Below are 25,752 nucleotides of genomic sequence, written 5' to 3' on the forward strand. Positions count from 1 at the left end.
GTGGTTAACATCCTCCCCGTGCCGATTGTCAGACCGCACGCCGACGCGTGCCCCGGTGCGCTGCGCACCCACAACGCCGCCGACGGGCCGCTGGCGCGTGTCCGGGTGCCGGGCGGCGCGGTGTCGTCCGCGCAGCTCGAAGTGCTCGGCGCCGCCGCCCGCGAGCTGGGCCGCGACGTGATCGAACTCACCTCGCGCGGCAATCTGCAGCTGCGCGGCGTCCGCGATCCGGCGGCGCTCGCGGCGCGCCTGGAGGCGGCGGGGCTGCTGCCGTCGCCGTCCCACGAGCGGGTGCGCAACATCGTCGCGTCCCCGCTCGGCGGGCGCGGCCGGCACGGCGTCCTGGCGACGGATCCGCTGGTCGCGGCCCTCGACCGGGCGCTGTGCGCGAACCCGCGGCTGGCCGGCCTGCCGGGCCGCTTCCTGTTCGCGCTGGACGACGGCACCGGCGACGCGGCCGCCGTGGACGCCGACCTGACCTTCGCGCCGGACGGCCTCCGCGTCGCCGGGGCACGGGTCTCCGTTCCCGCCGGTGACGCGGTCGCGACGCTGGTCGCGGCCGCGGCGGCGTTCCTCGACGTCCGGGGGGACGCGTGGCGGGTCTCGGAGGTCCCGGACGGGGCGCGGCTCGTCGCCGGACGGCTCGGCGCGAGTGCGGAGGAACCCGGCGCGCCCCCTGAGCCCCGGCCCCCGTACGCCGGGATCGTCCGGCAGCGGGACGGGCTCGTCGCGCTGGAGGTCGTGCCGCCGCTCGGTCGGCTGTCGGGCGCGCGGGCCGAGGCTCTCGCCGGGTCCTCGGGCAGCGTGCGGGTCACGCCGTGGCGGAGCGTCGTGCTGCGGGATCTGACTTCCGGCGAGGCCGGCGAGGTCGCGGCGGTGCTCGCGGCGGCGGGGTTCGCGGTCGACGCCGCGTCGCCGTGGGTCGGGGTCACCGCCTGCACCGGGAGCCCCGGCTGCGCGAAGTCGCGCGGCGACGTGCTGGGCGAGGCGCGGCGGTGGGTCGCCGGGCTGGAGCGCGCACCCGAGACGCCCGTCCACTGGGCGGGATGCGAGCGGCGCTGCGGGACGCCCCGCGGCCCGGTCGTGCTGAGGATGCCTGAGGAGCAGCGGTGATGGACTATGTCCGGGACGGCGCCGAGATCTACCGGCGGTCCTTCGCGACGATCCGCGCGGAGGCCGACCTGTCGGGCCTGCCGGACGACGTCGCGCGCGTCGCGGTGCGGATGATCCACGCCTGCGGGATGACCGACCTCGTCCGGGATCTGGGCTGGTCGCCGGGGGTCGTGGCGCGGGCGCGGGCGGCGCTGCTGGACGGCGCGCCGGTCCTGTGCGACGCGCGGATGGTCGCGTCCGGTATCACGCGCGCGCGGCTGCCGGCGGGCAACGACGTGGTGTGCGCGCTGGGCGAGCCGGAGGTGCCCGCGCTGGCGGAGCGGCTCGGCACCACGCGCAGCGCGGCGGCCCTCGACCTGTGGCTGGACCGGCTCGAGGGGTCGGTCGTGGCGATCGGCAACGCGCCGACCGCGCTGTTCCGGCTGCTGGAGCTGGTGGCGGCGGGCGCGGGGCGTCCGGCGGCGGTGCTCGGGATCCCGGTCGGGTTCATCGGCGCGGCCGAGTCGAAGGAGGCGCTCGCCGCGAGCGGGCTCGACCACCTGGTGGTGCGCGGGCGGCGCGGCGGCAGCGCGATGACGGCGGCGGCGGTCAACGCCGTCGCCAGTGAGGCGGAGTGATGGCGGGACGGCTGTTCGGCGTGGGCGTCGGCCCCGGCGATCCGGAGCTGGTCACGGTCAAGGCGGCGCGGCTGATCGGCGAGGCGGACGTGGTCGCCTTCCACTGCGCGCGGCACGGCCGCAGCATCGCCCGGTCGGCCGCCGAACCGTACCTGCGGGACGGCCGGATCGAGGAGCAGCTCGTCTACCCGGTGACCACGGAGGCGACCGCCCATCCGGGCGGCTACCAGGGCGCGCTCGACGAGTTCTACGCCGACTGCGCCGCCCGGCTCTCCGCGCACCTGGACGCGGGCCGGACGGTCGTGGTGCTGAGCGAGGGCGACCCGCTGTTCTACGGGTCCTACATGCACCTGCACAAGCGCCTCGCGCCGCACTACCCGGCCGAGGTGGTGCCCGGCGTGACGTCGGTGAGCGCGGCGTCGGCGGCGGCCGGGCGGCCGCTGGCGGAGCGGGAGGAGACGCTGACGGTCCTGCCCGGGACGCTGCCCGGCGACGAGCTGGCCGAGCGGCTGCGCGGGACGGACGCGGCGGCCGTGCTCAAGCTCGGCCGGACGTTCCCCAAGGTCAGGCAGGCGTTCGAGGACGCGGGCCGGCTCGGCGACGCCTGGTACGTCGAGCGGGCCTCCACCGGTAGGCAGCGGGTCGCACCGCTCGCCGACGTCGACCCTGCGGACGTCCCGTACATGTCGCTCGCCCTGCTGACGAGCCCGGCGGAGCGGTCGTTCGAGGCGCCGCCCCCGGCCCGGCCCGAGGGCCCCGGCGGGGTATGGGTGGTCGGGCTCGGCCCGGCGGGGCGGTCCTGGCTCACCCCGGAGGCGCAGGACGTCCTCGCGTCCGCGACCGACCTCGTCGGCTACGGCCCCTACCTGGACCGGGTGCCGCCGAACCCGCGGCAGCGGCGGCACGCGTCCGGGAACCGGGTGGAGGCCGACCGCGCCCGGCACGCGCTGGACCTTGCGAAGGACGGGGCGCGCGTCGCCGTGGTCTCGTCCGGCGACCCGGGCGTGTTCGCGATGGCGGCGGCGGTGCTGGAGGCCGCCGCCGACGACGCGTTCGCGGACGTTGCGGTGCAGGTCGTGCCGGGGCTGACGGCGGCGCAGGCGGTCGCGGCGCGGGCGGGCGCGCCGCTCGGCCACGACTTCTGCGTCCTGTCGCTGTCGGACATCCTCAAGCCGTGGGACGCGATCGCGCGGCGGCTGTCGGCGGCGGCCGAGGCCGATCTGGTCGTGGCGCTCTACAACCCGTCGTCCAGCCGCCGCAGGCACCAGCTCCCGGCGGCGCGCGACCTGCTGCTGGAGCACCGCTCCCCCGAGACGCCGGTGGTGATCGGACGCGACGTCGGCGGCCCCGAGGAGAGCGTGGCGGTGACGACGCTCGGCAAGCTCGATCCGGAGCGGGTCGACATGCGCTGCCTGGTCATCGTGGGGTCGTCCACCACGCGCGTCACCGACAAGGGCGTCGTCTACACGCCGCGCCGCTACCCCTGAGCCCAGGCTGCGGCCGCCGCCACGTCGTGGGTCGTCCGGACGCCCTCGGGAGGCGGCGGCCGGTCGACCATGACGACCGGGATGCCCGCTCGGCGGGCGGCGGTGAGCTTCGCGCGGGTCATGGCGCCGCCGCTGTCCTTGGTGACCAGCACGGTCAGGCGGTGGGCGTCGATCAGCGCGCGCTCGCCGTCCACGGTGTAGGGGCCGCGCGCGAGCAGGACCTCCACGTTGGACGGGACGGGCGGCTCCGGCGGGTCCACCGACCGGGCCAGGAACCATGCGTCGGCACGGGCGGCGAACACCGGGATGCTGCGGCGGCCCGTGGTGAGGAACGCGCGGGCCCCGGCGGGCAGGGCCTCGGCGGCGGCCGGCAGGGACGGGACGCGGCGCCAGTCGTCGCCGTCCGCCTCCGTCCAGCCGGGGCGGCGCAGCGCGAGCAGCGGCACGCCCGCCAGCCGGGACGCCCGCGCGGCGGAGGCGCTCATCCGCTCCGCGAACGGGTGCGTGGCGTCCACGAGGCGGTCGGTCCGGTGGTCGCGCAGCCAGGCCGCGAGCCCGTCGGCGCCGCCGAACCCGCCGATGTGCACCTCCCCCACGGGCAGGCGCGGGTCGGTGACGCGTCCGGCGAGGGACGACACGACCCGGACGTCCGGGTGGCCGTCCGCCAGCGCGGCGGCGAGGGCGCGGGCCTCGGCGGTGCCGCCGAGGATCAGGACGCGCCGCACGCCCGGTCCCGGCCGGCGCTGTAGAGGTGGCTGTCGGGGAACGCCGACGCGGTCAGCACCCGGCCGACCACGATCACGGCGGTGCGCCTCACCCCGGCCTCCCGGACCAGCCCGGCGATGTCGGCGAGGGTGCCGCGCAGCACCAGCTCGTCCGCGCGGCTGGCGCGGGCGACGACCGCGACCGGGCAGTCCGCACCGTAGTGCGGCCGCAGCTCGGCCGCGACCTCCTCGATGCGCTGGACGGCCAGGTGCAGCACCATCGTGGCGCCGCTCGCGCCCAGGGTCGCGAGGTCCTCGCCGGGCGGCATCGGGGTGGCGCGCACGGCGGTGCGGGTCAGGATGACGGTCTGGCCGACGCCGGGCACGGTCAGCTCCCGCCCGAGCGAGGCCGCCGCCGCCGCGAACGCCGGGACGCCGGGGACGACCTCGTACGGCACGCCCGCCGCGTCGAGCCGCCGCATCTGCTCGGCGACCGCGCTGAACACCGACGGATCGCCGGAGTGCAGCCGGGCGACGTCCAGGCCGGCGCGGTGCGCGCCGGTCAGCTCGGCGGTGATCTCGTCGAGCGTGAGGTTCGCGGTGTCGACGCGGCGGGCGCCGGGCGGGCACGCGTCCAGCAGCTCGCGCGGCACCAGCGACCCCGCGTACAGGCACACCGGCGCCGACTCCAGCACCCGCAGGCCGCGCACGGTGATCAGGTCGGCGGCGCCGGGGCCGGCGCCGACGAAGTACACGGTCACAGGGTGTCCTTCCGTGCCGTCCAGACGGTGACGGGCATCGCGGGCCGCCAGCCGGTGAACCCGCCGAGCGGCGCGGCGCGCTCCACGCCGAGGCGGACCAGCTCGCCGCCGCGGGTGCGGCGGTACTCGGCCACCGTCACCTCCGATTCGAGGGTGACGGCGTTGGCGACGAGGCGCCCGCCGGGCTGGAGCGCGTCCCAGCAGCGGTCCAGCAGGCCGGGGGTGGTGAGGCCGCCGCCGATGAACACCGCGTCGGGCCGCGGGAGGCCGTCGAGGGCGTCCGGGGCGCGGCCCTCCACGACGCGGACGCCGGGCACGCCGAGGGCCTTGGCGTTGCGGCCGATCCGCGCCACCCGGTCGGCGCGGCTCTCGACCGCGACGGCCGCGCAGGACGGGTGCGCCCGCGCCCACTCGATCGCGACGCTGCCCGACCCGGCGCCGACGTCCCACAGCAGCTCGCCCGGCAGCGGCGCGAGGCGCGCCAGCGTCACCGCCCGGACCTCGCTCTTGGTGATCTGCCCGTCGTGCTCGTAGGCGTCGTCGGGCAGGCCCGCGACGCGGGGCAGCGGCGCCGCGTCCGGACCGGGCACGCATTCGACGGCGACGACGGTGAGCGCGGAGGCGGCCGGGCCGGACCAGTGGGAGGCGACGCCGTGCGCCGCCGCCTCGTCCGCGCCGCCGAGGTCGGACAGGACGGTCATGCGGCTCGAGCCGAAGCCGCGGCCGGTGAGCAGCGCCGCGACGACCATCGGCGCCTCCCGCCCGGCACCGAGGACGAGCACGCGGCGGCCCGGCGCGACGAGCGCGTTCAGCGTCTCGGCGGGGCGGCCGACGAAGCTGACGACGTCGGTGCGCTCCAGCGGCCAGCCGAGCCGGGCGCACGCCAGCGACGCCGACGACGGGTGCGGCAGCACCCGCAGCCGCTCGGGGCCGACCAGGCCCGCGAGCGTGGAGCCGATCCCGTAGAACATGGGGTCGCCGCTCGCCAGCACGGCGACGGCGCGTCCCGCGTACCGCTCGACCAGCCCGGGAAGCGCCGGGAGCAGCGGCGACGGCCACGCGACCCGCTCGGCGGACCCGTCCGGGACGAGCGCGAGCTGCCGGGCGCTCCCGAGCAGCACGTCCGCCTCCCGCAGCGCCGCGCGCGAGGTCTCCGGGAGGCCGTCCCAGCCGCCGGCGCCGACGCCGACGACGGTGATCACACGCTCGTCCACTGGCCCCCCGGCCGCTCGGGTGAAATGCGGCGCCAAGTCTATAGCTGGCACTATTGGCCAGGTGAAGCGGCTTTTGATCATCGGCATCGGCGCGGGCGACCCGGACCACCTGACGTTCCAGGCGGCCAAGGCCATCGCCGCCGCCGACGTGTTCCTCCTCGTCGGCAAGGGCGAGGCCAAGCACGACCTGGCCGGGCTGCGGCACGACCTCATCGCGGCGCACGGCCGCGCCCCGTACCGGATCGTCGAGGCCCGCGACCCCGAGCGCGACCGCGCCGCCGACGGCCCCGCCTACACCGCCGCCGTCGAGGACTGGCGGTCCCGCCGCGCCCGGATCTACGAGGAGTTCGTCCGGGACGAGCTGGCCGGCGGGCAGACCGGCGCGCTCCTCGTCTGGGGCGACCCCGGCGTCTACGACAGCACCCTCGCCGCGCTGGCGGAGGTCGACGCCGAGTTCGAGACCGAGGTGATCCCCGGCATCAGCAGCGTGTCCGCGCTGACCGCCCGGCACCGGATCGGGCTGACCCGGGTGGGCCGCCCCGTCCACCTGACCACGGGCCGCCGCCTGGCCGCCGAGGGCGCCACCGCCGACGACGTCCTGGTCATGCTCGACGCGCACTGCTCCTTCGCCGGCGCGGGCGACGACTTCCACATCTACTGGGGCGCCTACCTCGGCACGCCGGACGAGATCCTCATCTCCGGCCCGGTGCGCGAGGTGGCCGACGAGATCCGCACCGCCCGCGCCGCGGCCCGCGCCCGCAAGGGCTGGATCATGGACACCTACCTCCTGCGCCGCGAACCCCCCGCGTAGGCGTGCCGCCGGCGGCGGTGCGCGGCAGGTGGGGACGCATTCTCGGCAATTCATTGATCGCCGTTACAGGCGTGCCTAGATTGGGCAGGACCACGTTCTTTCCCGTGGAAGGAGCACCGCCTTGTCTCTGCGCACCCTGCCCCCGTTCCGCGCCGACCACGTCGGCAGCCTGCTGCGTCCGCCGGAGCTGCTGGCGGCCCGGGCCGACCACGCGGCGGGCCGCGTCGACGACGCGGCGCTGGCCGCGGCGGAGGACGCCGCCATCCGCGACGTGGTCGCCATGCAGCGCGAGGCGGGGCTGCGGTCGGCGACCGACGGGGAGTTCCGCCGCACGTCGTGGCACATGGACTTCATCTACCGGCTCGGCGGGATCAGCCCGGCGGACGAGAAGATCAAGGTGCGGTTCCACGGCGCCGCCGGGGACATCGAGTTCACCACGGCGGCGCTGCGGGTGCACGGCAAGGTCCGGCTGGAGGAGACGATCTTCGCCGACCACTTCGCGTTCCTGCGGAGCACCGCCGGGGACGGGGTGACGCCCAAGCTGACGATCCCGTCGCCGAACATGGTGCACTACCGGGGCGGGCCCGCCGCGATCGACCCGGCGGTCTACCCCGACGTCGAGGAGTTCTGGTCCGACCTCGCCGCCGCCTACGCCGAGCAGGTGCGGCGGCTCGGCGAGCTCGGCTGCCGGTACCTGCAGCTCGACGACACCAGCCTCGCCTACCTCAACGACCCGGCGCAGCGCGCGATGATCAGCGAGCGGGGCGACGACGCCGAGCACCTGCACCTGCGCTACATCCGGCAGATCAACGCCGCGCTGGCCGGGCGCCCGGAGGGGATGAACGTCACCACCCACATGTGCCGGGGCAACTTCCGCTCCTCCTGGACGGCCGAGGGCGGCTACGACTTCGTCGCCGAGGCGCTGTTCGGGGAGCTGGACGTGGACGGCTTCTTCCTGGAGTACGACGACGCGCGGTCGGGCGGGTTCGAGCCGCTGCGGTTCGTCCCGCCGGGCAAGGCGGTCGTGCTCGGGCTGGTCACCACCAAGCGCGGGGAGCTGGAGTCGAAGGACGACCTCAAGCGCCGCGTCGACGAGGCGGCGCGGTTCGTGCCGCTGGAGCAGATCTGCCTGTCGCCGCAGTGCGGGTTCTCCTCGACGGTCGAGGGGAACGTGCTGACGGCCGGCGAGCAGGCGGCGAAGCTGCGCCTCATCGCGGAGACCGCCGAGGAGATCTGGGGCTGAGGAACCGGCGCCTGACCTTTCGGTTAATGGTGGGTGAAGTTATCTCCTTGAGCGCGGGTCGCGCCCGGCGCCCGGCATAGCCTCGGTGCGGATCCCGCAGGGCCGGAGCGGGGACGGGGCTGGAGAGGAACGCGGTTGAGCGTCATCAATGTCGGGCAGGCGATCGTCCTCGGGATCGTGGAGGGCCTGACCGAGTTCCTCCCGGTGTCCTCGACCGGGCACCTGAAGATCACCGAGGGCCTGATGGGCATCCCGGTGGACGACAAGGCGGTCGTCGGCTTCACCGCCGTGATCCAGGTCGGCGCGATCGCGGCGGTGCTGGTGTACTTCTTCTCCGACATCGTCCGGATCGTGAAGGCGTGGGGCCGCGGCATCGTCGACCGGGAGGAGCGCTACCACCACGACTACAAGTTCGGCTGGTGGGTCATCTTCGCCACGATCCCGGTGGTGGTCGTCGGCGTCGCCGCCAAGGACGCCATCGAGGGGCCGCTCGCCTCGCTGTGGGTGGTCGCCGGGTCGCTGCTCGGCGGGAGCGTCGTGATGTGGCTCGCCGACCGGCTCGGCCGGCACAAGCGGGGCGAGGACGACACCTCGTTCACCGACGCGATGCTGATCGGGTCGGCGCAGATCCTCGCCATGCTGTTCCCCGGCTTCTCCCGGTCCGGCGCGACGATGTCGGTCGGGCTGATGCTCGGCCTCGACCGGGTCGCCGCGACCCGGCTGTCGTTCTTCCTCGGCATCCCCGCGCTGACCGGCGCCGGGATCTACGAGCTGCCGTCCGCGCTCGGGACCTCGGTGGACGTGCTGCCGCTCGCCGTCGGCACCGCGGTGTCGTTCATCGTCGCGTACGCGTCCATCGCGTGGCTGCTGCGCTTCGTCGCGCGGCACAGCTTCACCTCCTTCGTCGTCTACCGGATCATCATCGGGCTGCTGCTGTTCGGGCTGCTCGGCGCCGGCACGTTGAACGCCTGAGAACCGCCGCGGATGGGGAAGACTGTCACGGTCCGCGGACCGATGGAGAGTGGAGCACTGACAGTCATGAACGATGCGATGTGGGCCGGGACCGTCGCCTTCGGCGGGCACGGGGACGCCGAGCTGGAGGCGTACCTGGCGCGCCCGCTGAGCGACGCCCCGCGCGGCGGCGTGGTGCTGATCCACCACCTGCCCGGGTACGACGCCGGGACGCGGGAGTTCGCCCGCACGTTCGCCGCGCACGGGTACGCGGCGGTCGTCCCGAACCTGTACTCGCGGGAGGGCGCGGGCGTCAGCCCGGACGACCAGGCCGCCGCCGCGCGGGCGAAGGGCGGGGTACCGGACGAGCAGCTCGTCGGCGACGTCGCCGGCGCCGCCGCGTACCTGAACTCGCTGGCGCACGCCAACGGGCGGATCGGCGTGATCGGGCACTGCTCCGGCGGGCGGCAGGCGTTCCTCGCCGGCTGCTCGCTGGACATCGACGCCGCCGTCGACTGCTACGGCGCGTTCGTCGTCAGCGAGCCGCCCGCGGACGCCGGGCTGCGGATGACGCCGCTGCTGTCCAGGGCACCGGACCTGTCGTGCCCGCTGCTCGGCCTGTTCGGCGAGGACGACAAGGCCCCGCCGCCGGACGAGGTCGCCGTGCTGGACGCGGAGCTGACCAGGCTCGGCAAGGAGCACGAGTTCCACACCTACCCGGGCGCCGGGCACGCGTTCTTCGCCGTCGAGCGGCCCGCGTTCCGGCCCGCCGCCGCCAAGGACGGCTGGGAGCGGATCTTCGCGTTCTTCGGCCGCTACCTGGCCGCCTGACCGCCCGGCAGCCCGAGAGGAGACGCCATGTGCACCTACCAGACCTTCAAGGTCGAGCTGGACGGCGCGGCGAAGGGCGCGGCCGGCTGGTTCACGCTGACCGACGGCGCCGTCTACGTCGACCATCCGTACCACGCGTGCCACGAGCACACGGTGAACATCGACTTCACCAACCCGGGCGCCGGGCCGTCGGCGCGCGTCGCGGTCGAGCTGACCGAGGAGGCGGCGCTGGCGCTGGTGGCGGCCATCCAGCAGGCACTCGCGGCCGCCCCGCCCGGTCTCGCCTCCGGGCGGGACTCCACGGCGGCCTGACGCTCCGCGCGCGGCGCGGCCCCGGCACTCAGCGGCCCCCGGGGAGGATCACCTCCGCGGGGGCCGGGTGATGCGCGGCGGCGGCGTCCCGGAAGAGGCGGGCCATGCTCGCGGCTGGGGGGGACGGGCGCGAGCGCGGACTCCAGGACGATCGAGCCGTCCGCGCGCGGCTCACCGGGTGCGGGTGGCGTCGCTGCGGTAGTCGGTGTAGGTGTACGGGTTGTCGAGGATCTTGGTCTCGGGGACGTCGGGGTTCATGCCCGCCGCCCACGCCTCCTCGCCCATCGACCCGCGCAGGTACTCCACCGTCGCCTCGACCTCGCGGCGCGCGGCGGCCAGGTCGACGCCCACCAGCCGGTGGTCGTGCTTGACCACGCGCCCGTTCACCACGACGGTGTGGACGTCCCCGCGCTGCGCCTGGAACGCGACGTGCCCGTAGGGGTTGAGGACGGGGAACGACACCGGCGAGTGGTCGTTCTTGATCAGGACGACGTCGGCCTTCTTGCCGGGTTCGAGGCTGCCGAGGTCGGCGCGGCCGAGCGTTCGGGCGCCGCCGCGGGTGGCCCAGTCCACGACCTGGTCGGCGCGCAGGCTGCAGTGGGTGACGGTGTCGCCGCCGCCCTGCGCCTCCAGGTGCATGCGGGAGCGGTCGGCGCCGAGCGTGGCGCGCATCGCGGAGAACAGGTCGCCGCTCCACCACACGCTGGTGTCCATCGACAGCGACACCGGGATGCCGTGCGAGCGCAGCGCCCAGGTGGGCGGGTAGCCCTGCCCGGCGCTCTGCTCGCTCTCGGTCGACACCGAGACCGACCCGCCGGTGGCGGCGATGCGGTGGTAGGAGTCGGCGGACAGCGACGCGGCGTGCACGTACACCGTCTCGGGCGTCATGAACCCGTGGTCGTGCATCTGCTTGACGCCCTCGTCGCTGGTCGCGCCCCAGACGCCGGCGTGGGTCGTGACGGGGACGCCGAGGTCGCGGGCGGCCTCGAAGGCGGGCCGCTCCGGGAACGACGGGTCGCCGAGCACGTCGAACGCGACCTGGAAGCCGAGCATGTCGCCGCCGGCGAGCCGGCCGGCGAGGTCGCGGAACTCCGGCGTCGCCGTCCACTCGGCGGGCGGCGCCTGGATGTTGCCGTAGGCGAGGACGAACCGGCCGGGCACGGCGCGCAGCGCGTCCACGGCGGCGTCGGCGTGGCCGGGGGTCTGCAGTCCGTGCGACCAGTCGACGACCGTGGTGACCCCGGCGTCGATCGCCTCGACCGCCGCGAGCAGGTTCCCGGCGTGCACGTCCTCGGGCCGGAACCGCTTGCCGTGCTCCAGGTAGTACCAGACGAAGTACTGGGTCAGCGTCCAGTCGGCGCCGTAGCCGCGCATCGCGGTCTGCCACATGTGCCGGTGGGTGTCGATCATCCCGGGCATGACGATGCCGCCGGACGCGTCGATCTCGGCGGTGCCGTCCGGCACCGGGAGGCCGGGGCCGACCGCGGCGATCCGGTCGCCCTCGATGAGGACGTCCGCGCCGTCCAGCACCGCGCGGCCGTCGGTCATCGGCAGCACCGTGCCGCCGCGCAGCACCAGGGGGCGCCCCGGCTCGAACTCGCTCATCATCGCTCTCCTCGTCTTCGGAACCGGCCTGTGACCCGACCGCCGGGAGCTGCACGGACTGATGTCCGCTCTACGGTCAAAGCTGCTGGGAGCCACTCTCGTCACAGCTAGTCAAAGTGTCAACCACTTGACCGCCACGGATGCGGGCATGCCAGAATCGGAATGACGGACGACTGTCCGTTGCACGGACGAGCAGGGCGTGACAGAGAGCAAGGGAGCCGGATGACTGACGACACCGCGCGCGGCGGGCCGCTCTCGGGGGTGCTGGTGGCGGACTTCTCCCGGATCCTGGCGGGGCCCTACGCCACCATGCTGCTGGCCGACCTCGGCGCGGACGTGATCAAGGTCGAGGGCCCGCGGGGCGACGACACCCGCAGCTGGACGCCGCCCGCGCGCGGCGACACGGCGACCTACTACCTCGGCGTCAACCGCGGCAAGCGCTCGATCGCGCTGGACCTGCGCGACGCCGGGGACGCCGCCGCCGCCCGCGAGCTGGCCCGTCGCGCCGACGTGCTGATCGAGAACTTCAAGCCGGGCGGCCTCGCCCGCTTCGGCCTCGACTACGCCGCGGTCCGCGCCGCCAACCCCGGCATCGTCTACAGTTCGATCACCGGGTTCGGGTCGGGCGCCGGGCGCAAGGTCCCCGGCTACGACCTGATGGTGCAGGCGATCTCCGGGCTGATGAGCCTGACCGGCGACCCCGGCGGCCCGCCGTACCGGGCGGGCATCTCGGTGTTCGACGTGATGGCGGGCAACCACGCGGCGATCGGCATCCTCGCGGCGCTGCGGCACCGGGACGCGACCGGCGAGGGCCAGCTCGTCGAGGTGAACCTGCTGTCGTCGGCGCTGACCGGGCTCGTCAACCACAGCTCCGCCTACGTCGCCGGCGGCACCGTCCCGTACCGGATGGGCAACGCGCACCCGAGCGTGTTCCCCTACGAGCCGCTGCCGACCGCCGACAACGACCTGATCGTCACGGCGGCGAACGACGGCCAGTTCCGCAAGCTCTGCGTCGTGCTCGGCATCCCGGACGTCCCCGACGACCCGCGCTTTTCGACCAACGCCGACCGGACCGCCAACCGCGCCGAGCTGCGCCCGATCCTGGTGGAGCGGCTGAAGCGGCGCGGCGCGGTCGAGTGGTTCGAGCTGCTGGTGGACGCGGGCGTGCCGAGCGGGCCGATCAACACCATCGACGGCGGCTTCGCGATGGCCGAGCGGTTCGAGCTGGACCCGGTCGTGGTGGTCGGCGAGGGCGGCCGCGCGGTGCCGACGACCCGGCACCCGATCCGCTTCTCCCGGACGCCCGCGACCTACCGGCTCCCGCCGCCGGGCCTGGACGAGCACGGCGCCGAGCTGCGTCAATGGCTGTCGCAGCCGCAGGAAGCGAACGGATCCGAGGAGGACGACCGTGGCTGACGCACCCGAGTACCCGACCGCGCTGGGCGCCTCCAGCCGGGAGACGATCACCCTGCTCGGCCACGACCTCGCCGCGGACGTGATGGGCGAGGTCGGGTTCGGCGAGCTGGCGTTCTGGCTGGCGGCGCAGCGGCGGCCCACGCCCGGCGAGACGCGGGTGTTCGAGGCGGTCCTCGCCGCGCTCGCCGACCACGGCTTCACCCCGACCGCGATCGTCACCCGGCTGACGTACCTGTCGGCGCCCGACTCGGTGCAGGGCGCGCTCGCCGCCGGGCTGCTCGGCGGCGGGTCCCGCTTCCTCGGCGTCACCGAGGACACCGGCCGCTTCCTCCACGGCGTCCTGGCCTCGGTGGAGGGCGGCCTCCCGTCCGACGGCGCCGGGTGGGACGCGCTGGCGCTGCGGACGCTCCGGGTGGAGCGGGAGGCGAGGCGGTTCGTCCCCGGCCTCGGCCACCACGTGCACAAGGACGGCGACCCGCGCACGCCCCGGCTGATGCGGATCGCGACCGAGGAGGGGCTGTTCGGCCCGCACCTGTCGCTGTTCGCCGCGATCGGCCGCGTCCACCCCGAGGTGCTCGGCAGGACGCTGCCGCTGAACGGCGCGGGCGTGTGCGGCGCCGCGCTCGCCGACCTCGGGCTGCCCCTGGAGCTGCTGCGCGGGTTCGCGCTGCTCGCCCGCACCGCCGGGCTGATCGGGCAGCTCGCCGAGGAGCTGCGCAACCCCGTCGGCAACGAGATCTTCCTGTCGGTGGACCTCAACAACCGGTCCGTCGCCCCCGACCCCTACACCCCCGAGGACCGTCATGGCTGAACTGGTCGCTGTGATCGCTTCGACCCACCACCCCTTCTACCACCGCGCGAGCACCGCGACCGGCGAGGACCGCCCCGACTTCGCCGACGAGTGGGTCCGCAAGGTCGAGGCGTTCCGCGCGACGCTGACCAGGGCCCGCCCGGACGTCCTGGTCATGGTCGGCTCCGACCACTTCCACCAGCTGTGGCTGGACAACATGCCGCAGTTCCTCATCGGCAAGGCGCCGTTCTACGACGCCAACTGGTACAACGAGGAACGCGAGTTCGGGCTGCCGCGCATGCTGCTCAAGGGCCAGGAGGACCTGTCGGCCCACCTGCTGCGCGAGGGCATCGACGCGGGCTTCGACCTCGCGTTCTCCAACGAGCTGCGCATCGACCACTCGATCACGTGCCCGATCATCACGCTGCGCCCGCAGAACGACCTGCCGATCGTCCCCGTCTATACCAACATCTTCGCGCCGCCGCTGCCGCGGCCGAAGCGGTTCGTCCAGCTCGGCCGGACGATCCGGGAGCTGGTCGAGTCGTGGCCCGGGGACCGGCGCGTCGCGGTGATCGGCACCGGGCACCTGTCCCTGGAGCTGGGCGGCCCGCGCCAGTTCGGCCCGCACGGCCCCGACCCGGAGTTCGACGCGAAGGCCGTCGAATGGATCTCCTCCGGCGACATCGAGGGCTGCCTGGCGGAGGTCACCCTCGACAGCCTGCACGCCCCCGGCAACGCCACCCACGGATTCATGGACTTCATGCTGATGATGGGCGTCGCCGGCGAGGGCCGCAAAGCCGACTACGTCGACACCTACGACCTGTTCCACACCATGGAGGCCTATTTCACCTGGTATCCGAACGGAGCGGACGCGTGAGCAAGTATCTGCTGAACAAGTTCCTCTACACCGTCGACCGCGATCCCGAGCTGGTCGAGCGCTACCGGGACGAGCCGGAGGCGACCGTGGCCTGGTGGGAGGACGAGCAGGCCAACCGCATCATCAACTGCCACGGCGGCGAGTCGTCCACCTGGCTGCGGTTCGAGGACGAGGAGCGGGCCGCGCTCGCCGGGCACGACTACCCGAAGCTGTTCGAGCTGGGCGCGCACCCGTTCCTGACGCTGACGCTGTTCATCGCGATGTTCGAGCGCGACTACGACGAGCCGCTCGGGTTCCAGCTGGAGTACGCGCGGCGGGTCTCGCACGTCGCGCTCCCCTACCCCGACATCGCGACCTGAGCCGATGCGGGCCGCGGAGATCAGGGAATGCGGACGCCCGCCCGTCGTGGCGGACCGCGAGCCTCCCGTGCCGGGCGACGGCGAGGTCCTGGTGGACGTCCTCGCCGCGCCCATCACGCCGCTCGACCTGCTGTGCGCGAGCGGGACGTCCTACTTCGGGACGCCCGCGACGCCGTACGTGCCGGGCGTCCAGGGCGTCGGGACGTCCAGGGGCCGGACGGTCTGGTTCCCGAGCCCGGCCGGGATGGCGCCGGGCGACGGGAGCATGGCCGAGGTCGCGTGCGTCCCGGAGGCGTCGCTCGTCGAGCTGCCGGGCGGCGCCGACCCCGTGCGGCTGGCGGCGCTCGGGCTGTCGGCCGTCGCCGCGCACATGGCGCTGACCTGGCGCGGCGGGCTCGCCGCCGGTGAGCAGGTCATCGTGCTCGGCGCGGGCGGGGTCGTCGGGCAGGCCGCCGTGCGGCTCGCGCGGACGGCGGGCGCGCGGCGGGTCGTCGCCGGCGCCCGGTCACCGGGCGCCCGGGCGCGGGCGGCGGCGGCCGGCGCGGACGCGGTCGTCGCCCTCGACACCGCCGACGTCGCCGAGCTGGCCCGGCGGTTCACCGGCGCCGCCGACGGGCCCGTGGACCTGGTCCTCGATCCGCTGTTCGGCGCCCCGGCGGCGGCAGCGGCGCGGACGCTGCGTCCCGGCGGGCGGCTCGTCAACCTCGGGAGCTCGGCGGACGAGACGTGCCCGATCGAGTCCTCGCTGCTTCGGGGAAGGTCGCTGCGGCTGCTCGGCTACACCAACAACGAGCTGTCGGCGGAGCAGCGGGCGGCGTCGATCAGGTTCGTCGCGGAGCAGGCCGCGTCCGGGCGGCTCGACGCGGCCCACGAGACCGTGCCCCTGGAGGACGCGGCGGAGGCGTGGCGGCGGCAGGGCGCGGGCACGGCGGCCGGGCGGATCGTCCTCACCCCGCGGTGACCTGGGGGACGGTCTCCAGCCGCGCGAAGTCGGCGCTGATCTCCCCCGCCGTGTGCAGCAGCAGCGGAAGGTGCTCCTCCAGCAGCTGCTCGACGGGCGTCTCGGCGGCGTGGGTGTTGACGTTGATGCCCGCGATGACCGTGCCGGAGCCGTCCCGCAGCGGCGCCGCGACCGAGCGGATGCCGCGGGCGAGCTGCTCGTCCGTCAGCGCCCAGCCGCGCGCCCGCACCTCGCGCAGCTCGGCGTCCCGCTCGGCTCTGGTGAGGTGGACGCGCGGCTCCAGCCCGGAGCGGGTCGGCTCGGCGAGGATCCGGTCGACCTCGGCGGGTTCGAGCGCGGCGAGCTGCACCTTGCCGAGCGAGGTCTGCAGCGCGGGGAACCGGGTGCCGATCTGCACCGCCAGCGCGACGATCTTCGGGACGGCGACGCGTGCGACGTAGACGATGTCGGACCCGTCGAGCTGCGCGACCGAGCACGACTCGTTGGTCCGGGCGACGAGCCGCTCCATGTGCGGGCGCGCCACGTCCCACAGGCCCATGGAGCGGACGTAGGCGACGCCGAGGTCGAGCACGCGCGGGGTGAGCGCGTAGCCGCCCTCGCCCGCCCGGACGTAGCCGAGTTCCCCCAGTGTCAGCAGGACGCGGCGGGCGGTCGGCCGGGCGAGCCCGGCGGCCTCGGCGACCTGCGCGAGCGTCATCACCGGCCGCCGCGCCTCGAAGGCGGTGATGACGTCCAGGCCCCGGGCCAGCGCCTCGATGAAATCCGGTCCGGTGCCTTCCCGTGGCATCGATCATCCCCTCGCCGTCGTCGTCAAGGTGTCCATCATACGGACACCTGACCGGAGGCCCGCGCGGCGGTGGGGGCGGCCGAACGGCTACGGGTGGAAGCGGAAGATGCCCTGCAGGACGCAGGCGGGCTTGCCGCCGTTCTCGATCTCCACGACGAGGTCGGCGGTGACCTGGAGGCCGCCGGCGACGTCCGCCACGTCGGCGAGCGCGCCGGACAGCCGGATCCGGGAGCCGGCCGGGACGGGGGCCGGGAAGCGCACCTTGTTCAGCCCGTAGTTGATCTTCGTGGTGACGCCGGTGACGTCGAGCAGCTCCGTCCACAGCGGGATGACCAGCGACAGCGTCAGGTACCCGTGCGCGACGGGGCCGCCGAACGGGCCGTCCTTGGCGCGCTCGGGGTCGGTGTGGATCCACTGGTGGTCGCCGGTGGCGTCGGCGAAGGTGTCGATGCGGGCCTGGTCCACCTCCAGCCAGCGGCTGGTGCCGAGCGAGCCGCCCGCCAGGCTCTTCAGGTCCTCGTACGCGACGGTCGTGCTCATGCCTTCTCCTCGCTCGCCGGAGCGAGGCCGAGGGCCCGCACGGCGTTGTCCTTCAGGATCTTGGGGCGGACGTGCGGCTTGATCTCCAGCGCGTCGAAGTCGCGCCGCCACCGGTCCGGGGTGATGACCGGGTAGTCGGAGCCGAACAGGACCTTGTCCTGCAGCAGGCCGTTGGCGTACCGGACGAGCTGCGGCGGGAAGTACTTCGGCGACCAGCCGGACAGGTCGATGTAGACGTTCGGCTTGTGCGTGGCGACGGCGAGCGCCTCGTCCTGCCAGGGGAACGACGGGTGCGCCATGATGATCGTCAGCTCGGGGAGGTCGACGGCGACGCCGTCCAGCAGCATCGGGTTGGACAGGCCGAGCCGGATGCCGCCACCGCCCGGCATCCCGGCGCCGATCCCGGTCTGCCCGGTGTGGAACAGGGCCGGGACGCCGTGCTCGGCGGCGACCTCCAGCAGCGGGTAGGCGCTGCGGTCGTCGGGCGAGAAGCCCTGCAGCGACGGGTGGAACTTGATGCCGCGCACGCCGTGCTCCTCGATGAGCCGGCGGAACGTCCGGGCGCCGGCGCGGCCCTTGGCCGGGTCGACGCTCGCGAACGGGATCAGCACGTCGGGGTGCGCGGCGGCGCGGTCGGCGATCTCCTCGCTGGAGATGGCGGGGTGCCCGGTGGCGTTCTCGATGTCGACGGTGAACACGACGGCCGCCGTCCGCCGCTCGCGGTAGTGGGCGGCGATCTCGTCGATCGTGGGCGTGCGGTTCTGGCCGGCGCCGAAGTACTTCGCCGACGCCTCCATGAACTCCTCCGGCAGGGACAGGTGGCCGTGCCCGTCGGACTCGACGTGGACGTGGACGTCGATGGCCTCCAGCGCGTCCAGGTCGAGGCCGCTCACGCGGCGCCCTCCGGGGCCTCGGGGAGGTTCTCCCCCACGCTCTGCTCGTGCTCGGCGAAGACCGCCGGCCAGGCGCCGGCGATGTCGTCCGCGTCCCAGCCGCCGTCCCGGTAGGCGGCGACGGCCTGGGTCGGGTGCGTCCAGAGCGAGAGCCGGTCGCCGCCGATCCCGATGGCCTGCCCGGTGATGCCGGACGCGGCGTCCGAGGCGAGGAAGGCCACCAGCCCGGCGGCGTCCTCGGGGGTGCCGAAGGCCAGCGCGCGGCGCGCGAACGGCGGCATGGCGCGGCCCTCCCGCATCGCCGCCACGTAGGGGGCCAGCGCGGGGATCGTCTCGGTCATCGCGGTCGCCGCGACGGGCACGACCGCGTTGACGGTGACGTTCGCGCGGGCCAGCTCCATCGCCCAGGTCCGGACGAACCCGACGATCCCGGCCTTGGCCGCCGAGTAGTTCGTCTGGCCGAAGTTGCCGCGCTGCCCGGCCGGCGAGCCGACCAGGATGAGCCGGCCGCCCGCGCCCTGCTCGCGGAACCGGACCGCCGCCGCGCGGGCGCAGGTGAACGTGCCCTTCAGATGTACCTGGACGACGGTGTCGAAGTCGTCGTCGGTCATCTTCCACAGCACCCGGTCGCGCAGGACGCCGGCGTTGGTCACCATCACGTCGAGCCGGCCGAACTCCGCCACGGCCCGCGCGACCAGCGCGTCGGCGGCCTCGGCGGGGCCGACCGCGGCGGGGTGCGCGACGGCCCGCCCGCCCGCGGCGGCGATGCCCGCCGCGGCCGCCTCGGCGGCGCCGGCGTCCGCGTCGTTGACGACGACGGCCGCGCCGGCGCGGGCGAGTTCGCCGGCGTAGGCGAGGCCGAGGCCCCGGCCGGCTCCGGTGACCACCGCCACCTTCCCGTTCAGCTCCATTGCCACCCTTCCGATCCGCGTTGTGCCCTAGAAGCTAGATTCATTGCTGTCGCTCGTCAAGATTTGTTCGAATAAAGTGGGACGCGACCGGCCGGCATGGTGGGATGTCCACCGACGGCGGCGAACGGCGACGACGGAGGACGGGCATGACCGGCGAGCAGGACGAGGCGTCCGCGAGCGCACGGCCGCGGCGGCGCGCCCCGCAGCAGCTGCTGTTCAGCTTCCTCGGCTCGCTCGTCCTCGACCGCGGCCTCCCGCCGATCAGCTCCCGGGTGTTCCTGCACCTGCTGGAGGACCTCGGCGTCGCGGAGGCGGCCGGCCGCGCCACGCTCGCGCGGATGACCCGCAAGGGGCAGCTCGCCCGCGTCCGGGAGGGCCGCACCGCGCGGTTCTCGCTCACCCCGTGGGCCGAGGAGCTGCTGCGCGAGGCCACCCCCCGGGTCCGCTCGGCGGAGCCGTTCGCCCACCCGGGCGGCGCGTGGACGCTGCTCAGCTACTCCATGCCGGAGAGCCGCCGCGACCTGCGCCACCAGATCCGCGCCCGGCTGATCTGGGCCGGCTTCGGCGGGCTGCGCGACGGGCTGTGGATCGCGCCCGGCCGGGTCGACATCGGCGCGATCTTCGCCGGCCCCGAGTTCGCCGGGCTGGCGGAGCTGGCCGACGCGTTCTACTCCGTCCCGGTCGAGGGCACCGACGTGCCGCGGCTGCTGCGCCGCGCCTGGGACGTCCCGGCGATCCGCGCCGAGCACGAGTCGTTCATCGCGACCTGGACGCCCGACCGGGAGCGGCGCGGCAGCCCGCTCAGCCGGCTCACCCTGCTCGGTGCCGACTGGCTGCAGCTGCTGCGCACCGACCCGGGCCTGCCCGCCGGGCACCTGCCCGCCGACTGGCCCGCGCCGGCGTCCACCGCCCTGTACCGGGAGCGGTTCGCCGCGCTGGAACCCGACGCCGCCGACCAGCTCCGCACCCTGCTCGCCGCCGACGCCGGCCGCCGCTGAACCGGCGCCGGCACCGTCGCGCGCCATTTAAGGAATGGCCGAAAAGTCGGCGGGCGGACGATTCCACGCGCTGATCTGGCGGCCCGGCGCGGTGCCCCGTACGTTGGCTGGGTCGGTCATTCGGGAGCCGCCCGCGGGTGCGCTCCGACGCGTCCGTGGAGAGGGCCACCATGGAGAATCCGCTCGTCATCGACCCGTCCGGCGGCGATGTCCAGGGAGAGGCCGCGAAACTGCGGGCGCGCGGACCGGTGACGCCCGTCGAACTGCCCGGCGGCGTCACCGCGTGGGCGGTCACCGGCCAGGAGCAGCTGAAACGGCTGCTGGCCGATCCGCGGGTCTCGAAGGACCCGAACCTGCACTGGACGAAGTACATCGACGGCGAGATCGCCGAGGACTGGCCGCTGCGCCTGTGGGTCTCGGTGCGGAACATGTTCACCGCCTACGGCGAGGACCACCGCCGGCTGCGGGCCATCATCTCCCGGGCGTTCACGCCGCGCCGCACCGAGGCGCTCCGGCCCGACGTCGAGCGGATCACCGCCGGCCTGCTGGACGGGCTCGCCGCCGCTCCCGGCGGGCGCGCCGACCTGCGCGAGGCGTTCGCCTACCCGCTGCCGATCGAGGTGATCTGCCGGCTGTTCGGCGTCCCGGAGGAGACCCGGCCGAGCCTGCGCCGGTGCGTGGACGGCATCTTCAACACCGCGCTGACGGCGCAGGAGGCCATCGCCAACCAGACCGAGATGTACGGCATCCTGCAGGACTTCGTCGCGTTCCGGCGCCGCGAGCCCGCCGACGACCTGGCCGGCGTGCTGATCTCCTCCCGCGACGAGGACGGGTCGCGGCTGAGCGAGGAGGAACTGGTCGACACGCTGATCCTGATGATCTCCGCCGGGCACGAGACCACGGTGAACCTGCTCGACCAGGCGGTCACGGCGCTGCTGACGCATCCGGAGCAGCGCGCGCTCGCCCGGTCCGGGGCGGTGCCGTGGGCGGAGGTGATCGAGGAGGCGCTGCGCTGGCAGGCGCCCGTCGCGAACCTGCCGCTGCGCTACGCGGTCGAGGACATCGACGTCGGCGGCGTCACGATCGGCAAGGGCGAGGCGATCCTCGCCGCCTACGCGGCGGCCGGGCGCGACCTCGCGCTGCACGGCGACGGCGCCGACGCCTTCGACATCACCCGGGCCGGCAAGGAGCACCTCTCCTTCGGCCACGGCGTGCACTTCTGCATGGGCTCGCCCCTCGCGCGGATGGAGGCCGAGATCGCGCTTCCCGCGCTTTTCGCGCGCTTCCCGGATATGGCGCTCGCCGTCGATCCCGGCGAGCTGCGGCCGGTCGAGTCGTTCATCTCCAACGGGCACCGGTCGCTGCCGGTCGAACTGAATTCCTGAGCTTTCGCCGCGCCTTTCCCCGGCCCGCTCGCGAGACCGGGGAAAAGCGCGGGACGGCCCGTGGATCCGTCAGCCCGCGTCGCGGCGCGCCTTCGCCCGGCGCTTGCCCTCGTGCATCGCCTGGACCCGCGCGATCGGGATCGTGTGCCCCTCCTCGACCAGGTCGGCGGGCAGGGCCTGCGGGGCCGGCATGAGCTCCGCCCAGGGGTCGCGGTCGCCGAGGACGCCGAGCGCGTTCCTGATCGTGAAGTCGGCCGGGGAGACGCCGTCGAGGTCGTCCCAGGCGACGGGGAACGAGACGGGCGCGCCGGGCCGGATGCGCGGGCTGTAGGCGGCGGCGACGGTCGCGCCGCCCGCGCGGGTGGAGTCGAGGAACACCTTGCCGCCCCGGTCCTCGCGGATGAACGCGGTCGTCGCGAGCCCGGGGTCGAGCCGCTCGGCGCGGGCGCCGAGCGCGCGGGTGGCGGCGGCGACGTCCTCGGCCACGGCGGCGCCGTCCAGCGGGACGAACACGTGCACGCCCTTGGCGCCGCTGGTCTTCACCGCGCCCGCCAGCCCGGAGCCGTCCAGCGCGCGCCGGACCAGGTGCGCGGCCCGCACGGCGGCGCCGAACGCGGCCGCGCCCGGCGGGTCGATGTCGATCACGAGGTGGGTGGGGCGGTGCGGCGCGTCCGCGCGCAACAGCGGCGGGTGGTACTCGACGGCGCGCTGGTTGGCGAACCACAGCAGGGTGCGGCGGTCGTCGCACAGCGCGTACGACACCTCGCGCCGCGACGTCTCCGCCCACACCTTCACGGTCCGCACCCAGGACGGGGTGTACTTGGGGACGTTCTTCTGCATGAACGGCTTCTGGCCGCGCAGCACGCGGATCACCGACAGCGGGCGCCCGGCCAGCTGCGGCACGAGGCGGCCGGCGACGGCGTCCAGGTAGTCGACCAGGTCGCGCTTGGTCGCGTCGGCCCCCTCGAACAGGGGCTGGTCGAGGTTCGTCAGCCGGACCCCGTCACGCTCCTCATCGGCGCTCACCCCACCACCATCGCACGCCCGTCCGACAGAGGCGGGGGTCAGGCCATGGGCACCAGGGACGTGCTCACGCGGGGCAGGTGGCCGGCGGCGCAGGTGTGGGACGCGATGTCGGCGCCGACGCCGAGCGCGGTGGGGACGAGCCGGTTGGTGCGGAAGGCGATGCCGGGGTCGCGCAGCATCGGGTTCGCGCCCGGGATCACCTCGGCGAGCAGCACGAACGTCGGGTCGATGACCTTGGTGACGCCGTCCTCGTCCTCGACCTCCACCCAGGCGTGCACCAGGTCGGGCAGGCCGACGACCCAGCCGATCCGCGTCGTGGCGGGGATGCCCTCCTCCCGGCACAGCCGGGCGATGTAGCGGCTGGCCGAGCCGCAGCTGGCGAACCCGCGCGGCACGAGGGACTCGTCGTCGCGCATGGCCTCGGGGAGGCGCAGCCAGCGCAGCTCCGCGCCCATGAACTCGCGCAGGATCGCGCGGAGCGCGGGCGAGCGCAGCACCGGGCAGTCGCCGACCGTGCGCAGGACGGCGGAGAGGGCGAGCGCGGGGCCGGACGCGCGGGCGGTCGCCGCCGTCCCGGCGTGCTCGTTGCGCGCGGCGCCGGCCGGGTGGGCGCGGACGTGGCGGACCCGGCCGCCGTAGGCGCCGGTCCGCGGCCGGGCGAGGGTGTTGCGGGCGCCGGGGCGGCAGCCGTCCGGGGAGCCGCAGGCGACGCGCAGCTCGAACCGCGAGACGCGCGGCGCGATGAGGTCCTCGCAGGACGCGCGGGTCCAGCGCAGGGCGGAGGCGACGGTCCGCTCGATCCCGGTGCGGCCGGAGCCGGAGTAGAGGGCGATGTTGAAGATGTCCCGGGAGTCGAAGCGCTCCCGGCCGCGTTCGCCGGTGGCCGGGAGGCCGTGCCGGACGAGGTCGCTCAGGGTGGCCTCGGGGCAGGCGAGCATCTCGGCGGCGTCGGCGCGGCCGGTGTCGGGGCGGTGGTGCTCGGGCGGGACGACGAGGAGGCCGTCCAGGGTGCGCAGCAGCGGGTGAGCGGTGGCCCGGCCCATGTCAGCGCTTCACGAACCGGTAGTCGGCCGGGTCGAGGGTGCGGGTGCGGCGGCGGTAGGCGAGCATCGATCCGGGCCAGTTGCTGGCGTTGCGGCGGCCGTCGCGCAGGTACCAGCTGGTGCAGCCGCCGGCGTTCCAGACCGTGCCGTCCAGGCGGCGCTGGAGACGTTCGTCGAACTCGGAGAGCACGCCCTCGCGGACGTCCATGTAGAGCACCTCCGGGTCGCGCAGGGCGCGGACGGCCTGCACGATATAGGCGATCTGGCTCTCCAGCATGTGTACCACCGACCCGGAGCCCACGTTGGTGTTGGGCCCGTACATCAGGAAGAAGTTCGGGAAACCGGCGACGGTCAGGCCGAGGTAGGCGCGCGGGCCGCCCTGCCAGGCCTCGTCCAGCGCGCGCCCGTCCAGGCCCGTGACGCGCATGGGGGCGACGAAGTCGTGCGACCGGAAGCCGGTGCCCATGATGATGGTGTCGACCTGGTGGGCGGTGCCGTCGGCGGTGACGACCGCGTCGGGCGCGACCTTCACGATGGGGCTGGTGACGACGTCCACGTGCGGCAGGTTGAGCGTCCGGTAGTAGTCGCTGGAGACGAGGACGCGCTTGCAGCCGAGTTCGTAGCGGGGGGTGAGGTCGCGGCGGGTCCGCTTGTCGCGCACCGCCCACCGGGTGGTGCCGCACAGCGCCCGGATGTGCGCGGACAGCACCCGGCGGCCGCGCGGGGAGATCAGCATCGGGTTGAGCAGGGCCTCGAACCAGAGGAACACCCCGAGCCTGGACAGCCGCTGGAGGACCGGGAACCGGCGGTTGAGCCGGGAGCGGAGGCGGGGGTAGCGGCGGTCCCACTTCCAGCCCACCCACTGCGGCTCCCGCTGGAAGACGGTGAGCTTGGCGGCCTCCGGCGCGATCCGCGGGACGAACTGGACGGCGCTCGCCCCGTTGCCGATGACGGCGATCCGCCGTCCGGCGAGGTCGCGGCCGTGGTCCCAGCGCGCGGAGTGGAACGCGGTGCCGGCGAACGTCTCCAGGCCGGGGACGGCGGGCAGCGCCGGACGGCTGAGCTGGCCGCACGCCGAGACCAGGACGTCGGCCGCGAAGTCCTCTCCGCCGGCCGTCCGGACGGTCCAGCGCCCGGTCGCGGCGTCGAAGTCGGCGCCGGTGACCTCCGTCCCGAACCTGAAGTGCTCGGTGACGCCGTACTTGCGCGCGCAGCGCCGCAGGTAGTCGAGGATCTCCGGCTGCGGCGCGAACCTGCGCGACCAGTCGTGCTTCGGCTCGAAGGAGTAGGAGTACAGGTGCGAGGGGGCGTCGCACGCGGCGCCGGGGTAGGTGTTCTCCCGCCACACGCCGCCGAGGCCGTCCGCCCGCTCGAACACGGTCAGCTCGGTGCAGCCGGCGCGCTTCAGCGCGATGGCCAGCCCCAGCCCGCTGAACCCGCTTCCGACGATCGCGACAGACGGCCCGCTCATGCCCACGTCCCTTCATCGCCACCGCCCGCCAGCCTAACCTCTAATTGGCGCCTCGCCAATAGCTGTCCGAACGGCGTTCGGCGGACCGCGGAGCGGGGGCCGGCGGCGCGGTCAGCGCGGGCGCCAGGGCGACTCCGGGGAGGTCGGACGGGGGTCGGCGGCCACCTGGAGCGCATAGGTCGGGGACGCGGCCGGCTCGACGGGGCCGAGGTAGGAGTGGCCGGTCAGATGGCACCAGGCGGGCAGGTCGATGGGGGCCGCCGGGTCGCCGGCGATCAGGTGCACGACGGTCCCCGGCGCGAGCCCCGCCAGGTGCCCGCGCAACTCCAGCAGCAGGCGCACGCAGGACCGGTCGCCGCCGTCGATGACCACTGGGTCCGCGCTCATTCCCACACCCCCGGTGCTCGCAGGTCGCAGGGTGAAATATATGGGTTTGTCGCGACCGCCGCCCAGCGGAGGCCGGGCGTGAACTCTCAGCGTCCGCTTCGCATCCGGTAAGGGAAACTTCAGGAACGACGACCAGACTGGCGGGAGGCACGCCGATCGTCCGGATGTGCCCCGCCGTGCCCCACCCGCGCCCGGCGCGCACAGGACGCCCGAACCCCGGTGGGGACGGGCTTCCGGGGCACTTCAGAAGCGACAAACC

The 25,752-nt window shown here is 74.7% G+C and carries 27 protein-coding genes; 15 read left to right on the plus strand and 12 right to left on the minus strand.

The annotated features are described in order from the left end of the window. The first annotated feature begins 18 nt into the window (after window positions 1-18). From HUT06_RS26715 to cobJ, 3 genes are read left to right on the plus strand one after another with little or no spacing between them, the layout of a single operon-like run. Window positions 19-1,113: a precorrin-3B synthase gene (locus HUT06_RS26715; protein ID WP_217711474.1), complete on the plus strand. Its 1,095-nt coding sequence runs from the start codon at window positions 19-21 to the stop codon at window positions 1,111-1,113. Beyond that, window positions 1,110-1,730 carry a precorrin-8X methylmutase gene (locus tag HUT06_RS26720; RefSeq protein WP_217711475.1) on the plus strand — a complete coding sequence of 207 codons (621 nt, stop codon included), beginning with the start codon at window positions 1,110-1,112 and terminating at the stop codon, window positions 1,728-1,730. Before HUT06_RS26715 ends, HUT06_RS26720 begins: the two co-directional genes overlap by 4 nt. After that, the gene (gene cobJ / locus HUT06_RS26725) at window positions 1,730-3,217 is read left to right on the plus strand and encodes a precorrin-3B C(17)-methyltransferase (protein WP_176198222.1); all 1,488 of its coding nucleotides are present in this window, start codon (window positions 1,730-1,732) and stop codon (window positions 3,215-3,217) included. Before HUT06_RS26720 ends, cobJ begins: the two co-directional genes overlap by 1 nt. Here cobJ and HUT06_RS26730 read toward each other — a convergent pair. From HUT06_RS26730 to cbiE, 3 genes are read right to left on the minus strand one after another with little or no spacing between them, the layout of a single operon-like run. After that, a complete protein-coding gene (locus HUT06_RS26730; protein ID WP_176198223.1) occupies window positions 3,208-3,942 on the minus strand; it encodes a cobalt-precorrin-6A reductase in 735 nt (244 codons plus the stop codon). The genes cobJ and HUT06_RS26730 overlap by 10 nt on opposite strands. Beyond that, a complete protein-coding gene (gene cobM, locus HUT06_RS26735) occupies window positions 3,927-4,682 on the minus strand; it encodes a precorrin-4 C(11)-methyltransferase (protein WP_176198224.1) in 756 nt (251 codons plus the stop codon). The genes HUT06_RS26730 and cobM overlap by 16 nt, the downstream gene beginning before the upstream one ends. After that, window positions 4,679-5,896, minus strand: a complete 1,218-nt coding sequence (cbiE, locus tag HUT06_RS26740) for a precorrin-6y C5,15-methyltransferase (decarboxylating) subunit CbiE (protein ID WP_254715398.1) — start codon at window positions 5,894-5,896, stop codon at window positions 4,679-4,681. The genes cobM and cbiE overlap by 4 nt, the downstream gene beginning before the upstream one ends. 61 nt (window positions 5,897-5,957) lie before the next feature. Between cbiE and cobF the strand changes: the two genes are divergently transcribed. From cobF to HUT06_RS26765, 5 genes are all read left to right on the plus strand, one after another. Beyond that, a complete protein-coding gene (gene cobF, locus HUT06_RS26745) occupies window positions 5,958-6,707 on the plus strand; it encodes a precorrin-6A synthase (deacetylating) (RefSeq protein WP_176198225.1) in 750 nt (249 codons plus the stop codon). A 121-nt stretch (window positions 6,708-6,828) separates the two neighbouring features. Further along, window positions 6,829-7,950 (plus strand): 5-methyltetrahydropteroyltriglutamate--homocysteine S-methyltransferase, encoded by a 1,122-nt coding sequence (locus HUT06_RS26750; RefSeq protein WP_176198226.1) that lies wholly within the window; start codon window positions 6,829-6,831, stop codon window positions 7,948-7,950. A 135-nt stretch (window positions 7,951-8,085) separates the two neighbouring features. Continuing rightward, a complete protein-coding gene (locus HUT06_RS26755; RefSeq protein ID WP_176198227.1) occupies window positions 8,086-8,922 on the plus strand; it encodes an undecaprenyl-diphosphate phosphatase in 837 nt (278 codons plus the stop codon). Between the two features lie 66 nt (window positions 8,923-8,988). Continuing rightward, window positions 8,989-9,732 carry a dienelactone hydrolase family protein gene (locus HUT06_RS26760; protein WP_176198228.1) on the plus strand — a complete coding sequence of 248 codons (744 nt, stop codon included), beginning with the start codon at window positions 8,989-8,991 and terminating at the stop codon, window positions 9,730-9,732. A gap of 27 nt (window positions 9,733-9,759) precedes the next feature. Then, complete coding sequence (locus HUT06_RS26765) at window positions 9,760-10,044, plus strand: DUF6295 family protein (RefSeq protein WP_138635264.1); 285 nt, start codon at window positions 9,760-9,762, stop codon at window positions 10,042-10,044. 171 nt (window positions 10,045-10,215) lie between these two features. Here HUT06_RS26765 and HUT06_RS26770 read toward each other — a convergent pair whose 3' ends face one another. Next, on the minus strand, window positions 10,216-11,649 hold the full coding sequence (locus tag HUT06_RS26770) for an amidohydrolase family protein (RefSeq protein ID WP_176198229.1): 1,434 nt from the start codon (window positions 11,647-11,649) through the stop codon (window positions 10,216-10,218). Window positions 11,650-11,871: 222 nt separating this feature from the next. Here HUT06_RS26770 and HUT06_RS26775 point away from each other — a divergent pair, with 222 nt between their 5' ends. The 5 genes from HUT06_RS26775 to HUT06_RS26795 are packed head-to-tail and all read left to right on the plus strand — an operon-like array spanning window position 11,872 to window position 16,052. Next, window positions 11,872-13,065, plus strand: coding sequence for a CaiB/BaiF CoA-transferase family protein (locus HUT06_RS26775; RefSeq protein ID WP_176198230.1), 1,194 nt, complete (start codon window positions 11,872-11,874; stop codon window positions 13,063-13,065). Next, window positions 13,058-13,876: a citryl-CoA lyase gene (locus HUT06_RS26780; RefSeq protein WP_176198231.1), complete on the plus strand. Its 819-nt coding sequence runs from the start codon at window positions 13,058-13,060 to the stop codon at window positions 13,874-13,876. The genes HUT06_RS26775 and HUT06_RS26780 overlap by 8 nt, the downstream gene beginning before the upstream one ends. 10 nt (window positions 13,877-13,886) lie before the next feature. Further along, a complete protein-coding gene (locus HUT06_RS26785; protein ID WP_254715399.1) occupies window positions 13,887-14,732 on the plus strand; it encodes an extradiol ring-cleavage dioxygenase in 846 nt (281 codons plus the stop codon). Continuing rightward, window positions 14,729-15,091, plus strand: a complete 363-nt coding sequence (locus tag HUT06_RS26790; protein WP_176198233.1) for a hypothetical protein — start codon at window positions 14,729-14,731, stop codon at window positions 15,089-15,091. The genes HUT06_RS26785 and HUT06_RS26790 overlap by 4 nt, the downstream gene beginning before the upstream one ends. A 4-nt stretch (window positions 15,092-15,095) precedes the next feature. Further along, entirely contained in the window at window positions 15,096-16,052 is a 957-nt protein-coding gene (locus HUT06_RS26795) for a zinc-binding dehydrogenase (protein WP_176198234.1), read from the plus strand. Here the strand turns inward: HUT06_RS26795 and HUT06_RS26800 are convergent. From HUT06_RS26800 to HUT06_RS26815, 4 genes are all read right to left on the minus strand, one after another. Next, entirely contained in the window at window positions 16,039-16,839 is an 801-nt protein-coding gene (locus tag HUT06_RS26800) for an IclR family transcriptional regulator C-terminal domain-containing protein (RefSeq protein WP_176198235.1), read from the minus strand. The two genes, HUT06_RS26795 and HUT06_RS26800, sit on opposite strands and share 14 nt — an antisense overlap. Window positions 16,840-16,926: 87 nt before the next feature. Beyond that, window positions 16,927-17,379, minus strand: a complete 453-nt coding sequence (locus tag HUT06_RS26805) for a MaoC family dehydratase (RefSeq protein WP_176198236.1) — start codon at window positions 17,377-17,379, stop codon at window positions 16,927-16,929. After that, complete coding sequence (locus HUT06_RS26810; RefSeq protein ID WP_176198237.1) at window positions 17,376-18,272, minus strand: amidohydrolase family protein; 897 nt, start codon at window positions 18,270-18,272, stop codon at window positions 17,376-17,378. Before HUT06_RS26810 ends, HUT06_RS26805 begins: the two co-directional genes overlap by 4 nt. Next, a complete protein-coding gene (locus tag HUT06_RS26815; protein WP_176198238.1) occupies window positions 18,269-19,183 on the minus strand; it encodes an SDR family NAD(P)-dependent oxidoreductase in 915 nt (304 codons plus the stop codon). The genes HUT06_RS26810 and HUT06_RS26815 overlap by 4 nt, the downstream gene beginning before the upstream one ends. Window positions 19,184-19,329: 146 nt before the next feature. On the opposite strand from HUT06_RS26815, the gene HUT06_RS26820 reads away from it, so the two are divergent. Continuing rightward, on the plus strand, window positions 19,330-20,181 hold the full coding sequence (locus HUT06_RS26820) for a PaaX family transcriptional regulator C-terminal domain-containing protein (RefSeq protein WP_176198239.1): 852 nt from the start codon (window positions 19,330-19,332) through the stop codon (window positions 20,179-20,181). Window positions 20,182-20,351: 170 nt separating this feature from the next. After that, complete coding sequence (locus HUT06_RS26825) at window positions 20,352-21,566, plus strand: cytochrome P450 (protein WP_176198240.1); 1,215 nt, start codon at window positions 20,352-20,354, stop codon at window positions 21,564-21,566. Between the two features lie 69 nt (window positions 21,567-21,635). On the opposite strand, the gene HUT06_RS26830 is transcribed toward HUT06_RS26825, so the two are convergent. From HUT06_RS26830 to HUT06_RS26845, 4 genes are all read right to left on the minus strand, one after another. After that, window positions 21,636-22,592, minus strand: coding sequence for a DNA polymerase domain-containing protein (locus tag HUT06_RS26830; protein WP_176198241.1), 957 nt, complete (start codon window positions 22,590-22,592; stop codon window positions 21,636-21,638). A gap of 38 nt (window positions 22,593-22,630) precedes the next feature. Then, complete coding sequence (locus HUT06_RS26835) at window positions 22,631-23,635, minus strand: transglutaminase domain-containing protein (protein ID WP_176198242.1); 1,005 nt, start codon at window positions 23,633-23,635, stop codon at window positions 22,631-22,633. Window position 23,636: 1 nt separating this feature from the next. Then, the gene (locus tag HUT06_RS26840; RefSeq protein ID WP_176198243.1) at window positions 23,637-25,106 is read right to left on the minus strand and encodes an NAD(P)/FAD-dependent oxidoreductase; all 1,470 of its coding nucleotides are present in this window, start codon (window positions 25,104-25,106) and stop codon (window positions 23,637-23,639) included. Between the two features lie 111 nt (window positions 25,107-25,217). Next, the gene (locus HUT06_RS26845) at window positions 25,218-25,493 is read right to left on the minus strand and encodes a sulfurtransferase TusA family protein (RefSeq protein ID WP_176198244.1); all 276 of its coding nucleotides are present in this window, start codon (window positions 25,491-25,493) and stop codon (window positions 25,218-25,220) included. Window positions 25,494-25,752: the final 259 nt, after the last annotated feature.

This window comes from Actinomadura sp. NAK00032 (assembly GCF_013364275.1).
Taxonomy (GTDB): domain Bacteria; phylum Actinomycetota; class Actinomycetes; order Streptosporangiales; family Streptosporangiaceae; genus Spirillospora.